General features: G+C 44.4%; 10 protein-coding genes and 2 rRNA genes. 9 read left to right on the top strand and 3 right to left on the bottom strand.

Annotated features, from left to right (window positions below):
- From IT392_08715 to IT392_08675, 9 genes are all read left to right on the top strand, one after another.
- Window positions 1-280 (top strand): 23S ribosomal RNA (locus IT392_08715); the annotation flags it as partial.
- A 64-nt stretch (window positions 281-344) separates the two neighbouring features.
- Window positions 345-461: ribosomal RNA gene (gene rrf / locus IT392_08710) — 5S ribosomal RNA — on the top strand.
- Between the two features lie 294 nt (window positions 462-755).
- Window positions 756-2,711: a HAMP domain-containing protein gene (locus IT392_08705; GenBank protein ID MCC6544566.1), complete on the top strand. Its 1,956-nt coding sequence runs from the start codon at window positions 756-758 to the stop codon at window positions 2,709-2,711.
- Between the two features lie 95 nt (window positions 2,712-2,806).
- Window positions 2,807-3,505, top strand: coding sequence for a hypothetical protein (locus IT392_08700; GenBank protein ID MCC6544565.1), 699 nt, complete (start codon window positions 2,807-2,809; stop codon window positions 3,503-3,505).
- 26 nt (window positions 3,506-3,531) lie between these two features.
- A complete protein-coding gene (locus IT392_08695; protein MCC6544564.1) occupies window positions 3,532-5,958 on the top strand; it encodes a homocysteine S-methyltransferase family protein in 2,427 nt (808 codons plus the stop codon).
- 153 nt (window positions 5,959-6,111) lie between these two features.
- On the top strand, window positions 6,112-7,905 hold the full coding sequence (locus IT392_08690) for an ankyrin repeat domain-containing protein (GenBank protein ID MCC6544563.1): 1,794 nt from the start codon (window positions 6,112-6,114) through the stop codon (window positions 7,903-7,905).
- Window positions 7,906-8,078: 173 nt separating this feature from the next.
- Entirely contained in the window at window positions 8,079-8,651 is a 573-nt protein-coding gene (locus tag IT392_08685) for a TlpA family protein disulfide reductase (GenBank protein MCC6544562.1), read from the top strand.
- A 32-nt stretch (window positions 8,652-8,683) separates the two neighbouring features.
- Window positions 8,684-9,262, top strand: coding sequence for a periplasmic heavy metal sensor (locus IT392_08680; protein ID MCC6544561.1), 579 nt, complete (start codon window positions 8,684-8,686; stop codon window positions 9,260-9,262).
- 3 nt (window positions 9,263-9,265) lie between these two features.
- Window positions 9,266-10,942, top strand: coding sequence for an AarF/ABC1/UbiB kinase family protein (locus IT392_08675; GenBank protein ID MCC6544560.1), 1,677 nt, complete (start codon window positions 9,266-9,268; stop codon window positions 10,940-10,942).
- Window positions 10,943-10,954: 12 nt separating this feature from the next.
- Here IT392_08675 and IT392_08670 read toward each other — a convergent pair whose 3' ends face one another.
- The 3 genes from IT392_08670 to IT392_08660 are packed head-to-tail and all read right to left on the bottom strand — an operon-like array spanning window position 10,955 to window position 15,497.
- Entirely contained in the window at window positions 10,955-11,842 is an 888-nt protein-coding gene (locus IT392_08670; GenBank protein MCC6544559.1) for a phosphoribosylaminoimidazolesuccinocarboxamide synthase, read from the bottom strand.
- Between the two features lie 22 nt (window positions 11,843-11,864).
- Window positions 11,865-13,028, bottom strand: coding sequence for a sulfate adenylyltransferase (gene sat, locus IT392_08665; protein ID MCC6544558.1), 1,164 nt, complete (start codon window positions 13,026-13,028; stop codon window positions 11,865-11,867).
- Window positions 13,029-13,073: 45 nt separating this feature from the next.
- A complete protein-coding gene (locus tag IT392_08660; protein ID MCC6544557.1) occupies window positions 13,074-15,497 on the bottom strand; it encodes a sulfurtransferase TusA family protein in 2,424 nt (807 codons plus the stop codon).
- Window positions 15,498-15,502 lie beyond the last annotated feature (5 nt).

Raw genomic sequence — 15,502 nt, 5'->3', positions numbered from 1 at the left:
GGGCGCAGGATATTTGAGGGGAGCTGTTCCTAGTACGAGAGGACCGGAATGGACGGACCTCTAATGTGCCAGTTGTCACGCCAGTGGCAGCGCTGGGTAGTTATGTCCGGAAGGGATAACCGCTGAAAGCATCTAAGCGGGAAACCCACCCCGAGATTAGATATCCCTCCGCGCAAGCGGACTAAAGGTCCCTGGTAGACTACCAGGTTGATAGGCTGGATGTGTAAGCACAGTAATGTGTTGAGCTTACCAGTACTAATAGACCGTGAGGCTTGACAATATAAATTTGCCTTTGGTATATTTGGTATTTACAAAGGGGTATAACCCCGCACTAAGATAAGTTTCCCGGTGGTAATACCGGAGGGGCAACACCCGTTCCCATACCGAACACGGAAGTTAAGCCCTCTTGGGTCGATGATACTATGGTTGTAAGGCCATGGGAAAGTAGATGGCTGCCGGGATTAAAGTAAAAAGGGTGACGGTTCTATTATATTGCATTAACGCAATAATTGAATCTTCACCCTTTTTTATTATCTTAAGTGCCATATCAGTAAGTCCGATAATTGATCCACTAACCCCGTGAAAATATGATGCAATTTCAGACCTACTTCAATTTTATACTAAAAAGTATTAGACTTAAGTTTATTATTTTGTTAAGCGCACTGTTTCTCATAACAGGAATTGTGTCAGCGTCCTTCTTTATTCAGAGGACAGAAAAACAATTACATTCAAAACTTATTGAGAAGGGCGAGATATTGGCTGAAGCATTAGCATATAATGCTGTCTTCGGAATAAGTATGGAGGATTCCGAAATATTAAGTATTTTAATTGAAGGAGTAATTAATCGTAAAGATATAGCATATGTAATTATTTATAATAGTCAGGGAAGAGAATTGGCATATAGGGACCCGCTTAATGCGAGAAAAATTGTTAAACCCTTCTCTCCTGCAGATAGTTATGTCCACCTTGAAAATAAGGTTTCTTTGATGACGATTGGAAAAGGTAATTCTTTTTATGACATCGTTGTTCCAGTAGTTAAAAAAGGAGTTTCTTCAATGGATGGGGAGGCTAATAATGATATTGCCGGGTCTGTAAGACTAGGTGTATCTCTTAGTTCTCTGAATGCTGAGTTAAGAAACACACTGATAGTAAGCATATTCATTACCGCAGTGATAATATTGCTGTCTATTGGCATAGCATCCGCCTTTGTGAAAATGATTATCAGACCGATTCTGGATATGGCAGGGGCGGTCACGATTGTAGCTGAAGGAGATTTCAGCCATTCAATTGATATAGTGTCCAGTGATGAAATTGGTGTCCTTGGAAATTCATTTAAAAAGATGGTTGGCAGCCTGAAAGACATGTTAAAGAGTGTTCAGGATGCATCAAAACATGTAGTTTTTGCGTCGCACCGTATCAGCCTGAGCTCAAACAACGTGAGTGAGGGGGCAAAAAAACAGTCACAATCTATAGAAAAGATATCTGATTCAATAAATGGTATAAATACATCAATACGGGATGTGGCGGATAGTATTGACATGTTGTCTACCAGCGTCATGTCATCATCTTCAGCAATTCTTGAAATGGAATCTACAATAAAAGCGGTAGCTGATAATACCGAGGTGCTTGAGTCGTCTGTGGAGGAAACGTCATCTGCAATTCTTGAAATGTCGGCATCTATTAAGCAAATCGCAGATCACGCTGATATCCTTGCAGACTCCGCAGAAAGAACCGTCTTGACAGTGCAGGAAATTAACTTATCCATTGGAACTGTTGAGGAGAGTGCAAAAAAAGCGGCGCTCTTATCGGAAAAGGTTAGTGAAGATGCAGCATTGGTTGGACAACAGTCAGTCAGGAAGACAATGGAGGGAATGGATAATATACGATCAACCATGGGTAAGCTATCACAGGTAATAAGTGAACTAGGCAGAAGGTCTGCTGAGATAGGAGGTATATTAACCATCATTGATGAGGTAACAGACCAGACAGGGCTTCTTGCATTAAATGCCGCCATTCTTGCGGCGCAGTCGGGAGAATACGGACGTGGATTTGCAGTTGTGGCTGATGAGATTAAAGAACTTGCCGAAAAGACGGCTGTATCAACAAAAGAGATAGCCCAGCTTATTGAAGATGTACAGAGGGAAGTGGGTGATGCCGTTATTTTGACAAAGGAGGTCTCAAGGAGTGTTGATGATGGGAGCAAGTTGTCTATTGAATCAGATGCGGCATTATCCAAGATACTTAAGAGCGCAAAAGATTCTATGGTAATGAATAAGTTAATTGAACAGTCTACTACTGAACAGGCCAGAAGCATTAAAGAAGTGACCGACTCTATAACGAATGTCAACTCAATGATAAAATATATTGCACATGCTACCCAGGAGCAGAATGCCGGTACACATGTAATTGTTGCCGCAACTGAGAGGATCCGCGAGATTGCGAAGATGGTCAGAAGGGCTACGAACGAGCAGGCGGTTGGCAGCGGACAGATAGCCGAAACCATGGCGAATGTGAGTACGAAGATTCAGGAAATAGTCATTGCTTCGAATGATCAGGCAAAAGAGAGCCAGAAAATACAGAACTTTTCTGAGGAAATCCGCAGTATTACCCAGAGCAGTGTAGACATTGCGTCTGAAATGGCAACTGCGGTTAATCTTCTTGCGCAACAGTCAGAATTGCTTGACTCCCAGGCTAATAAATTCAAGATATAATATCATAATATTTCCCAGGAAAGCGATCCCATATATCTCCCTGACATGCATAGTTTAACTTGCAGCTGCGTTGTGATAATATAACACATGAAATGATGCAGAGCATTGGACATGTAGTCGTATTAAGCAATATACCATTCAAAATAGAGGAAAAAAAGGTGCTGCGGGAACTTCGTATTCCGCGCAGTGTTGAGTCATTGAAGGCTATGCATGAGGAACATATAGCCAGGGACATAAAAAAAGCCATTGATCTGGCTTATTCCCTTATAAAAGGAGCTGCCTGTTACCGCACTTTTAAGGTTGAGATGCCAGGGGGTGACGACAATAATGAAAGAAAGGCTCTGGTCCAAACTGAACGAGTCATTTTAGCTGAAAGTGACTCTATTTTTCAAGGGGAAAATATTCTCAGGCTTTTGAAAAAATGCGACTATGCGACATTGCTGGTTTGCACGATAGGGGAAAGAATAGTTAAAAAGATTGATTTGCTTACTAAATCAAGCATTGCAGATGCATATTATTTGGAAAGAGTAGCGTCCTGGATGGCTGATTATATGGCAGAGCAGGTTGGAGCAAAAGTTGAAACCGAAATCAGGAAGAACGGTTATGAACCAACATTTCGCTATGCTGCTGGTTATGGAGACTGGGGGTTGGAGGCGCAACGTGAAATTATGAGGCTGACTGAGGCTGAAAAAATAGGCGTTTCTATTACAGAGTCTTTTATAATGGAGCCTCGATTTTCTGTGTCGGCTGTAATTGGATGGGCACGCAAAGAAGCCATAAGTGGAAAGCAATGAGCAATGAGTAAAAGAAGGGGGAATGGATGCGGAATCTGCTTCAGAGGTTAAAAAATGAGATACTGCTGCTTGATGGTTCCATGGGGGTAATGCTGCAGAACAGGGGGCTTCCAGCTGGTTATGCCCCTGATTTATGGAACCTGGAAAGGCCTGATATTATCCTTGATGTTCACAGGGAATATATTAAGGCCGGCAGTGACATTATTCTTACGAACACGTTTGGTGCTTCACGCCTTCGTCTTGCGGAATATGGCGCTGAAGGCAAACTGGCTGAGATAAACAGGGAAGCGGTTAAAATCGCCAGAAAGGCTGCAGGCGATACAGGAATTGTCGCCGGAGATGTTGGCCCGTGTGGTGTCACTGTTTATCCCCTTGGAGAGCTATCTTTTGAAGAGGCGGTAGATATCTTCTCTCAGCAGGTAGATGCCCTGGCTGGTGCAGGATGTGACCTGATAGTTATTGAGACCATGTTTGACCTGATTGAGATAAGGGCGGCAGTTGTTGCTGCAAAAAGTTCCGGAAGAGGCCTCCCTGTTGCTGCACTTATGACGTTCACTCAGGACGGACTTACAGACACAGGAACTGACCCGCAAACTGCAGCAGCAGTTCTCGAAGGGCTGGGAGTGGACATTATCGGGGTGAACTGTTCAACGGGGCCTGGAGAGATGACCGGCGTGGTTAAACAAATCTCAATGACAACTGACTCCTTTATATGCGCACAACCTAATGCAGGTCTTCCGGTGAATGCAGGTGGTAAGACCATCTTTCCTGCGACTGCGGGTGAGATTGCATCATATGCAGAACAATTTTATGAAGCCGGTGTAAATATAATGGGCGGGTGTTGTGGGACGACTCCTGAGTATATTAACCTTTTGTCAAAGAAGTTAAAAGGTAGAAAACCCGCTGCAAGATCTGCTTCGCCGGGGCTTAAGATTACCAGCCGTTCCAGGACCATTTATATTGGCAGCGGATATCCTTTTCTTAAAATAGGAGAAAAGATTAATCCAACAGGTAAGAAAGCATTTGCTGAATCAATCAGGGAAGGCAGAATGGATGCAGTCGTGACTGAGGCAAGAAAGCAATATGATGCCGATGCAATGGCACTGGATGTAAATGTTGGAGTGCCCATGACTGATGAACCATCAAATATGCAGCGTGCTGTAAACTCAGTTCAGACTGTTGTTGATATACCTCTTGTCATTGACAGCTCCAGTGTTGATGCAATAGAAAAAGGTCTCAGCGTATATGCCGGAAAGGCCCTCGTTAACAGTGTTAATGCCGAACCTGAACGCCTCGAAAGACTTCTCCCGGTGATAAAAAGATACGGCGCTGCAGTGATTGCGCTGCTGGCCGGGAGTGATCTGCCTGAAAAGGCTATTGACAGGCTAAAGATTGCAGAGGCTGTCCTTGAGAAGGCTATAGCTTTAGGCTTGAGAAGGGATGACATTATTTTTGACTGTCTTGCCCTTACTGTATCTGCCGCACCGGACGCCTCTGCTCAAACGTTGGAGACGATCAGGCTCGTTAAAGAGAACCTTGGCAGTCCGACTATCCTTGGAATAAGCAACGTATCTTTCGGACTGCCGAACAGGAAACTTATTCATAATACTTTTCTCGGAATGGCAATAGGGGCTGGTCTCGATGCAGGCATAATAAATCCATATGATCCTGAAATGCACAACATTGTGCTTGCTGCGAGCCTCTTTTCCGGGAGGGATGCGGGATGCCGGAGGTATATCTCTGTTATGGGGACATTGGGGACAGAATCAAATCCTGCCCCCAATAAAGCAGGTGAGGCAGGCAAGACAGTCAAAAATGCCCGGGATAGGATATTCGATGCAGTGGTGGATGGTGAGAGGGACAGCATTGTGAGATTAGTTCATGAAGGGATGAAGGATGGTCTGGATCCTTCAGGCATATTCCTTGACATTATGACACCAGCCATAAGGCACCTGGGAGACCTGTTTGCCGAACGGAAAAAGTTTATTCCCCACCTGGTAGCCTCTGCTGAGACCATGAAACGGGGTGTAGATGTCCTGACCCCACTCATGGAAAAGAATGCGGCAAAGGTTAAAAAGGGAACTATAATCATGGCTACTGTAAAAGGGGATATCCATGATCTGGGTAAAAATATTTGCGTTATGATGCTTAACAACTTCGGTTTTGATGTTATTGACATAGGCAAGAATGTTTCCTGCGAGGAGATACTTGCTGCCGCGAAAGAACATAATGCCGACATTATAGGGTTGTCAGCCCTTATGACAACGACGATGATGCAAATGAAGGTTGTAAGAGACTCTGTTCATGAACAGGGGCTTTCCTATAAGATTATGATCGGCGGGGCTGTGACTACTAAGAGGTTTGCCGAAGAGATAGGTGTTGACGGTTATAGTAAGGACGTTGGTGACGTTGTTCATGTGGCTGAGGGTTTAATTAAGAATTCAAAAAGCTAACCATTGGCAGTATCCCATCTTTAATTCTCTAACCTTCTTTTAATATGAGAGATGTTACATTCCCAAAAAGATCTTGACATGGTGATAATTTGGGAATAATATCCCAAAATTGAATCGAGAAAATCATCATTGTTATTATCAGAGGAGGAATGTATGGGAAATTATATTATTAAGATGTTATTCAGACTGACCTTAGCGATGGCTATTACCAGTCCGCTGAGTGCTTACGGCTTTATCCCTCAGGAAGTTAATTTAATGTTGAGAGAAAGAGGAATCTCAAATTGTCTAAGTGAGTCGGCGTTCCTGACCGCAGTTCAGAAGGGTGACCATGATGCCGTAAAATTATTTTTAGACGCCGGTATAAATCCTGATGCTAAATATCAGGACGGTTCGACAGCCCTGATGGTTGCCGCAAGTATTGGCTACGCACCCATTGTTCAATCTTTGCTCGACAGGGGGGCCACAGCGGGTGCTGTGAATAAAGATAGTCTGACCCCTTTGATTTTAGCTTCAGTACATGGTCATACTGATATTTTGAATACCTTGCTGGCCAGGGTTACCGATGAAGATGAGACAAACCCGGCCTTAATGGTTGCAACCATTAAAGGGCACCTTGATAGTGTGAAAACCTTGATAGCCGGTAAGGCTGATGTAAATGTACGGGACCGCTACGGCTGGACTCCCCTTATGTTAGCTGTAAAGATGGGCCACCAGAAGATCGCAGAAGTCCTGTTGAATTCTGGGGCTGATATAAATGCCAGCGACCGGTATGGCCAGACTGCCTTGATGATATCCGTAATAGATGGGATGACCAGCATGGTCAATTATCTGCTCGATAAAGGGGCAGCAGTAGATAGTCAGGACATTGAAGGGAAGACAGCCCTCCTATTCGCTGTTGAGAGAGGTCATGATGACATTGTAGAGTCCTTGCTGGATAAAGGTGCATCCATGACCAGAGGAGCCTACGGCATGTCGTTATTAGAAATAGCCACTATGGATAACCAGATAAAGGTTGTGGAAGTTCTTATGGAAAAAGAGATAGATATCAACACGAAGAATGCAGTACTCAGGGTTGCGTCAGGTCTTGGTCACGCAGGGATAGTGCAGACTTTTCTGTCGAAGGGTGTTGATGCAAATGCCAGAAATGATGATGGTATGACACCCCTTATGATTGCGTCCGAGCAGGGTCATCTGGATGTTGCGAAGCTCTTACTGGAAGTTGGTGCCAATATCAATGCGAGCAACGGGAAAGGTGATACTGCCCTAATGCTTGCATCAAGGCAGGGTCACTTAGGAATGGTACAGTACTTGTTGGATTCGGGGGCAAATGTTAATGCGGAGACCAGGGAAGGAGAGACAGCCTTGATGATTGCTGCGAGGCAGGGACACACTGGTATGGTGCAGCTCATGCTGGATTCCGGGGCAAATGTTAATGCGGAGACCAGGGAAGGAGAGACGATCCTGATGGTCGCAGCAAAACACGGGCGGAGAGACATCGTGCAGTTTCTCCTTTCCAGAAACGCCAATGTTAATGCCAAGGCAAGGTCCGGAATGACGCCTTTGATTGTTGCTTCGATGAAGGGGCAGGCTGCGATTGTTAAGGAATTGCTGGAAAAGGGTGCAGGAATAAATGTCTCAACTGGAGAAGGGATTACCCCCTTGATGTTTGCAGCAGGTTATGGGAGCAAAGATACGGTCAACATCTTATTATCCAACGGGGCTCCGGTGAACGCAAGAACAGACAATGGTCTGACGGCCCTCATGGTTGCAGCAGAGCAGGGTCAATCAGATATAGTATTGACCTTTTTAGAAAAAAGTGCGGATGTCACTGCAAAGACTGCGGATGGTATGACAGCCTTAAAACTGGCGGAAAAGAGGAATCATCCTGAAATAGTCAAAGCTATTCAGGCTCAAATATCCAGTAATAGCCAAAGAATGCAATTCTAAAGAGTAACCCCTCGGTCTACGGTGGTGACGTGTCGAACTTAACTTGCTTCAGTGTCTATGATATGATGAACCCAGTTCAGAATGAGAATATGCCCGTTATGCGCCGAGGGTTCTCCTTGACGGCATAATTAACAGCATGTTATAGTCTTTTTATAGATTTCCTGAATCTTTCTATGAAATTGGCATCGCGTAATAATCATCTCAGTATATTGCTTGTACTTATCCTGTGTGCATGGCTGAGTTTAACTCCTTTGCCTGATGAGCAGGCTTCAGCAGGAGATTACTCCGCAACTTACCTTGGAATTCAGGAGTTTTCATCCCCTTTGGAGGCTAAGGAATTTACTTTGAAAGACGTATCGAACAAACAGGTAAATCTCAAAGACTTCAGGGGCAAGGTGATAATGCTTAATTTTTGGGCAACATGGTGCGGTCCCTGCAGGGAGGAGATGCCCTCTATGGAAAAGTTGTACAGACAGTTTAAGGGAAAGGGATTTGTAATTCTTGCCGTCGCCTCCGGTGAGGATATTAATAGCGTAAATAAATTCATTAAGCATTATAACCTCACTTTTCCTGCACTTATTGACTCTGATTATAAGGTGTCTGATAATTATAAAGTATGGGCCCTCCCTACCACTTATTTCATCAACTCGAAGGGTCAGATAATAGGAAAGGCTCAGGGAGGCAGAAACTGGGATACCAGACAGGCAAACCAATATATATCTTCCCTGCTTCAGAATACGTTATAAAATGCTTAAACAACTAACAAAGGAGGTAAATCATGAAGATGCGTAACTGGTTGATAATATTTGCTGCTTTAAGTTTCATCTTTACATTTGCTGGAGGCGCCATGGCAGACGAAGGATATGATGGTTATCAGATGTCTGATATGCAGAGTGACGATAATATGCCTCCATGCATGAAGGGGCCGGGCATGATGGGTGGGCATGGAATGAAACACCCTATGATGGGTAAGTCAAGGGGAATGATGGGCACTCCTCCGGGGATGAATATGTGGGAAGAGTTACAGGAAAAACTTGAACTTAACGAAGAACAGGCTGAGAAATTCCGGAAGATATATTCTGAATACCGTAAAGAAATGATGAAGAGGCGGGTCGAAATAGAGATTGCCGAAATGGATCTTATGGAGCTGCTGAGTTCAAAAAATGCCAGTGATAAGGCCATAGAAGATGTTTCAGGCAAGATACAGGCTGCATGGTCCTCGTTGAATACTTACAGAATTAAGGCACTTCTAAAGACGAGAAGTTTTCTAAATGATAAACAGTATCAGGAACTTTTACATCATTTAATGGATTGGAGAGGTTCGCAAATGGGTGGTTGGGGGTACGGGTGGCATTAATATATGCCATTCTACCACTTTAAACAGACATACAGGGATATACAGCGTGTCCGTTTAATCCTTAATACCCTGATTAAGTATGGTTTTGGTTATCTGATTGAAAGCTTGAACCTTCAGGGATATGTCCCATTAGGAAAGCGGATATTCAAGACGCGTGAGAAGGAAGACAGTCCTAAAAATACAGCCGAGCGCTTCAGGCTCGTCCTTGAGGAGCTCGGCCCTACCTTTATCAAGTTCGGGCAAATATTAAGTCTGAGGCGGGATATTCTGTCTGAGGAATATGTCATTGAGCTGCAAAGACTTCAGGATCATGTCCCGCCTTTTCCAGTTGAGCAGGCAAGAGAAGAAATATTAGCAGAACTTGGTAAACCTGTAGACAAACTCTATTCATTCTTTGACGAGACACCCCTTGCTGCAGCTTCCATTGGACAGGTTCACAGGGCCAGGTTACCTGATGGAAGAGAAGTCGTTGTAAAGATACAACGTCCTGGTATCAGAGACACAATTGAGACAGATCTAAGTATTCTCCTGACACTCGCCAGACTGATCAAAAGATATATACCTGAGGCAAAGTTATATGATCCTGTCGGGATGGTAGAAGAGTTTTCTCTTACAATCCGAAAGGAGTTAGACTTCAGGATTGAGGGAAGAAGTGCAGACCGTTTCAGGACGATGTTCGACGACTCAAAGGATGTCTACATACCAGAAGTTATTTGGGATATCAGTGGAAGTCATATACTGACGATAGAATATGCACCTGGTAAAAGAATCACCGAAGTAGGCGGGGATGCTCACTCCAGATATGTCCTGGCAAAGAAATTCAGTGATTCCTATCTACTGCAGTTGTTTGATCATGGTTTCTTCCATGCTGACCCTCATCCCGGGAATGTAGTTGTACTTGATGACGGCCGGATATGTTTTCATGATTTCGGGATAATGGGACGTCTCGATGATGAGATGATGGAAAATCTTTCAGGTCTTTTTATAGCAGTGATTGAAAGAGATATAGGGCGCCTGATGGATATTTATCTGGAGATTGGGATTATACTGGGAGATTATGACCAGAAGGCATTGAAGAAAGATATAAGGGAATTTATAGATGGATATTATGACGTCCCGCTGAAAGATTTTTCTTTTGCAGAGTTTGTAAACGGCATTATAGCTCTGGGGCGCAGGCATCATATTAAAATTTCTACAGACTTGCTCCTCTTCGGCAAGGCCTTCATGACAGTAGAATCTATAGTAAGGACACTTGCCCCTGAATTCAATCTTGTAGAGAATATCAGGCCATATACTCAACACCTGCTCAGGAAGAGATTGTTTGAGCCGTCAAGGATTTACAATGACATGATCAAGATAGGGTTAGAGGTCAGCGGTCTTCTTCGCGAACTTCCGCGTGAGCTTCATCATATTTTTAAACGTATAAGGGAAGGGCGTATAGAAATAGAGGTGAGGCATGAGAAACTGGAAGGCCTGGAACAACACATTGACAAGGCCAGCAACAGGTTGTCCTTCAGTCTTATTATAGCCTCAATCATAATTGGCTCTTCAATCATCATGCAGACGCAGATCGGCCCCCTTTTTCTGGGTTTTCCATTATTAGGCGCTGTAGGCTATATAGTAGCGGGTTTACTGGGGCTTTGGCTGGTCTGGGCAATTATAAGGTCTGGAAGGCTGTAATAACGTTTGGTATCAGGACATCAGTATTTCAATGATCTCACGGTACCGGGCCGCTGCTTTTTCCACGATATTTTGCGGGAGTTCCGGACCAGGAGGCTGCTGGTCCCAGTCGAGACCCAGAAGGTAGTCGCGCACGATTTGCTTGTCATAGCTGTCCTGACCCCTTCCAGCCTGATATGTTTTTAATGACCAGAAGCGGGACGAATCAGGGGTAAGGACTTCGTCTATTAATGTCAGCTTGTCATCAACTATGCCGAATTCAAACTTTGTGTCGGCGATAATTATCCCCTTATTCTCTGCAATATCCCTGGCCCTTGTATATATCCTGATGCTTATGTCTCTGAGTCTTTCCGCCATCTCCATACCTACTATATTTATGACCTCTTTAAACGTAATATTAATATCATGACCTTCATCGGCTTTTGTAGAGGGGGTAAACAAAGGTTCCGGAAGTTTTGATGACTCGACCAGACCTTCAGGGAGTTTTATGCCGCAGACAGTACCGTTCTTATTGTATTCCTTCCACCCTGAACCAGAGATATATCCTCTCACAATACATTCTACCGGGAGGGGTTTAGCCTTCCTTACCAACATGCTTCTTCCGTTGAGTATTTCCCGGCCCTGTTGACAAACGGCCGGAAAGTCTTTAACTTCGGCACTAATCAGGTGATTTTGTATAATATCTTCCACCTGTTTAAACCAGAAAAGGGATATCTGTGTGAGAATCTTTCCCTTCTCTGGTATGCCAGTCGGAAGAATAACATCGAATGCAGAGACACGATCTGAAGCTACAAGCAGCAAATTGTCTCCAAGGTCAAAGATGTCGCGCACCTTGCCGCTGCGTAATGGCCTTATTCCGGGCAGTTCAACTTTCAAGACTGGTTTTTCGATTTTGCGCATCCTCCATTCATCTAATGCGACTCTACTCTTTCTTTGCCGACATGGCCTCAATAAGGATACTGGCTACTTCCGGCCTTGAGAACTCCGCTGGAGGCTTAATGCCATTTCTAAGCATTTCACGCACCTTGGTGCCTGAGAGTGTTACATGATCGCCAGAGTCATGAGGACAAGTCTTGTATGATGCCATACTTGTGCATCTTTTACAATAGAATGTATGGTCAAATCTGAGAGGGGTTATCCCAAGCTCTCCAGGTTCAAATTCATCGAAGATGTAGTGTGCGTCAAATGTCCCATAATAATTACCTACTCCTGCATGGTCCCTGCCAATTATGAAATGTGTACAACCATAATTCTTTCTGCACAATGCATGAAAAATAGCCTCTCTGGGTCCAGCATAACGCATAGCAGCTGGAAAAACCGCAAGCATAGTCCTGTCTTTAGGGTAGTAATTCTGGAACAATGCCTCATAGCAAAGCATACGAACAGAAGCCGGGACATCATCTCCTTTGGTTGCCCCGACCAAAGGATGAACCATGAGGCCGTCTACTATCTCAAGGGCAGATTTCTGTATATACTCATGTGCACGATGTATTGGATTTCTTGTCTGAAATCCAACGACTGTCTTCCATCCCTTATCCTGGAATTTTTTTCTGGTCTCCTCAGGGTCAAGGCGGTACGGCAGGAACTCATCATGTACCGGTCTCTGGAAAAGGCTGATCTTACCACCTATGAGTACTGGTCCAGCTTCATTTATGTACTTGACACCAGGATGTTCCGGGCTGTCAGTCTTGTAAACTTCCACAGACTCCTTTTCCTTGTCATGAATGAAGATGTCTTCTATTGCCAGTATCGCAAGGGCTTGACCATTCCTGTCCACAAGTGTCACCTCTTCTTTAAGGGTAAGACTGTCTGCGATTTCCTGAGAAACAGCAAGGGTTACAGGCAAAGACCATGGAAGGCCGCTTGTCAGTCTCATCGTATCAACAACGGAGTGATAGTCGTCCTGGCACATGAACCCCTCAAGCGGGCTCATAGCCCCTGTTGCCATCATCTCGAGGTCCGATACCTCCCTTGATGTAAGCGGTATCTTCCTGAGCTCTTTAGCCTTCAGTTCTGCCATTTCCCTGTCTTTGCCTCTAAGAATGCGGTTTATCAGTTTTCCGCCATGTGGTATTGATTGCAGCATTTATTCCTCCTCCGTGTTAATAATAATCAGGGGTTAACCCCACTTTTACGTCTTTTCTATCACAATCCTGTAATGTTTATCCTCAATCTTTTCTTCCTCAAGAATCGTATGCCCTTCATTAATTACACTTCTCGGGACATTCTTATAAGGCTCACCCTCGTCTATGATAATCTGAAGTGTCTGACCTGCATCCATCTCTTCAAGTTTTAACTTTGTCTTTACAAAGTTATACGGGCATGCAACACCCTTGAGGTCCAGGTATTCGTCAATCTTTTTATCCATGTCTTTTTTTACCTCCTCTGGTCTGTCTTCTTTTTCCCTTTTCTTGAACTTAAAACTTGCGTCAATCTGCCGGTACGCCTCCTGTGACTCTTCAGCCAGCACCTTTGCAAGATTAACGTATTCACTTAAACGTTCTTTTGTAACCTTTTTTGAATAATCCTCAAATAGCGGTTCAACCTTGTCAGATACAATACACTTATCAATGATCTTATCCTGAAATTCCCGGATTATTTCGCTCTCTACCTCAGTATCAATTCCGAAAGGGACAAGCATCCCTCGTGCAACAGATAAGACAGAGCGGTTTAGCCACTCAACGGACTGTTCATTTTCACCAGCCTCAAAGAGCATAGCTGCCTTGTATGCCTCACGACTGCCCGCTGCCAGAAAATCCTCAATAATATCTACAACCCCGCCGGCGCATTCTCCGGCACCGAGTTTTACAACGAACTCTGAGCTCGATCCCCAGTCGGAGTATTTTTCCGGCGCTTCTGCAAATGAAGGGATTGATGTATATTTATCAAGGATGTTGTGGATGTACTCAACTCCGACCCTATCCAGAAACTGATAGAACTGCTCGCTGTCAATACGGTCTCTCTGATAAACAGAGACGAGCTGCGATACAGCAGAAGGGATATTGCGGGCAGGAAGTTTTATGTCCGAGTCCCCGATCACTGCCCTCCCGTTTCCTACTCCGCCGCCGAGATGAAGCTGGTAATGTGGAACGAGCCGGCCTTCCAGTTTCTTTGCAACACCATGAAATCCAATATCAGAAATATGATGGTGACCGCAGGAGTTAGGGCATCCGCTTACCTTAATCTTTACATTTTCAACCTCTGCATCGTCTCTGGTAGAAAGTTCAAGCCCGATTGCCCTGGCCAACTGTCTCGATGAGGTGAGACCAAGATTACATGTCTCTGCTCCGGGACAGCTTTGAATATCCATCATCCTTCCAACTCCAGCCTGTGCCATTTCTGCTGCCTTCAATTCCTTGTACAAGGCATAGAGACTTTCATTTCTGACCCACCTCATGAGGAGATTTTGCTGATGAGTTACCCGTATCCTGCCGTATGAATATTTTGCTGTGATATCTGAGAGTGTTCTCAACTGATCAGTTGTTATATCCCCGAGTTGAAGCCCTATATGAACTATGCAATAACCGGTCTGTTTCTGAGGAATTACGTTTGTAGCACGCCATCTGTGAAAATAAGGGTCGCCATTTCCAGGGGGCTCAGTGAACTCAAATGATGCGAGCCGTTGTTCCCTGTCTTCAACTGTCAATGGAAGACTGCCTGGCATATCCTCAGGTGGAAGTGTATAAGACCATTTTTCTGACGCCTTAACAATTTTGAATTCTTCCTCAATGCGGTGTTTGAGTTCATCAAAACCGATTTTTTCGAGAAGAAACTTCATCCGGGCCCTGTTTCTGTTCTTTCTCTCTCCATATTGGTCAAAAACCCTGAGTATAGATTCAGCTAAAGGAAGAAGGTCATCTGCCGGAACAAATTCTTCAAACAATTGAGCCACCCTTGGATGCGGACCAAGTCCGCCTGCGATGAAAATTTTAAACCCGCGCTGTGTTGTCCCATTAATCTCTTTCTGTACCGCGACTGCACCAATATCATTGATGGGGGCTAATGCGCAATCCTTGCTGCATCCTGAGAAGGATATCTTAAACTTTCTCGGGAGGCTCTGGCACACAGGGTTTCTGAGAAAATAATCTGTTGTCTGTCGTGAATATGTGGACACATCAAAAATTTCATCAGGGCAAATACCAGAAAGATAGCATGCCGTGACATTCCTGATAGTATTGCCGCATGCCTCCCTTGTGGTCAGGCCAGCTTCTGCAAGCGATCTCATAATAGTTGGTACATTTTCGAGTTTCACAAAATGAAATTGAATATCCTGACGGGAGGTAGCATGTGCGATACCATTTGAGAAGTTATCACCTATATTCGCCAGCAGTTTTAAATGTTCGGGATTCAGTACGCCCTGAGGCACCTTGACCCTGACCATGAAATCATCTTTCTGACGCTGTCCATAGATGCCATTTTGCAGCCTGAACTTCTTGAATTTTTCTTCAGGCATCTCCTTGCGCCGAAGACGTCCGATCTCGGTCTCGAACGATGATATTTCATCAAGTATGTGCTGCGGGATCTCTGCTGTTTTTTCTTCAGTAGATTGATTCATTAAAA

It is taken from the genome of Nitrospirota bacterium (assembly GCA_020846775.1).
Lineage (GTDB): Bacteria > Nitrospirota > 9FT-COMBO-42-15 > HDB-SIOI813 > HDB-SIOI813 > RBG-16-43-11.
This window is presented reverse-complemented; position numbering and strand designations above follow the sequence as displayed.

Coding starts and splice junctions, on each gene's coding strand:
- IT392_08690 (MCC6544563.1), top strand. CDS start 6,112: ATGGGAAATTATATTATTAAGATGTTATTCAGACTGACCTTAGCGATG.
- IT392_08700 (MCC6544565.1), top strand. CDS start 2,807: ATGCAGAGCATTGGACATGTAGTCGTATTAAGCAATATACCATTCAAA.
- IT392_08685 (MCC6544562.1), top strand. CDS start 8,079: ATGAAATTGGCATCGCGTAATAATCATCTCAGTATATTGCTTGTACTT.
- IT392_08695 (MCC6544564.1), top strand. CDS start 3,532: ATGCGGAATCTGCTTCAGAGGTTAAAAAATGAGATACTGCTGCTTGAT.
- IT392_08670 (MCC6544559.1), bottom strand. CDS start 11,842: ATGCGCAAAATCGAAAAACCAGTCTTGAAAGTTGAACTGCCCGGAATA.
- IT392_08680 (MCC6544561.1), top strand. CDS start 8,684: ATGAAGATGCGTAACTGGTTGATAATATTTGCTGCTTTAAGTTTCATC.
- IT392_08675 (MCC6544560.1), top strand. CDS start 9,266: ATGCCATTCTACCACTTTAAACAGACATACAGGGATATACAGCGTGTC.
- IT392_08660 (MCC6544557.1), bottom strand. CDS start 15,497: ATGAATCAATCTACTGAAGAAAAAACAGCAGAGATCCCGCAGCACATA.
- sat (MCC6544558.1), bottom strand. CDS start 13,028: ATGCTGCAATCAATACCACATGGCGGAAAACTGATAAACCGCATTCTT.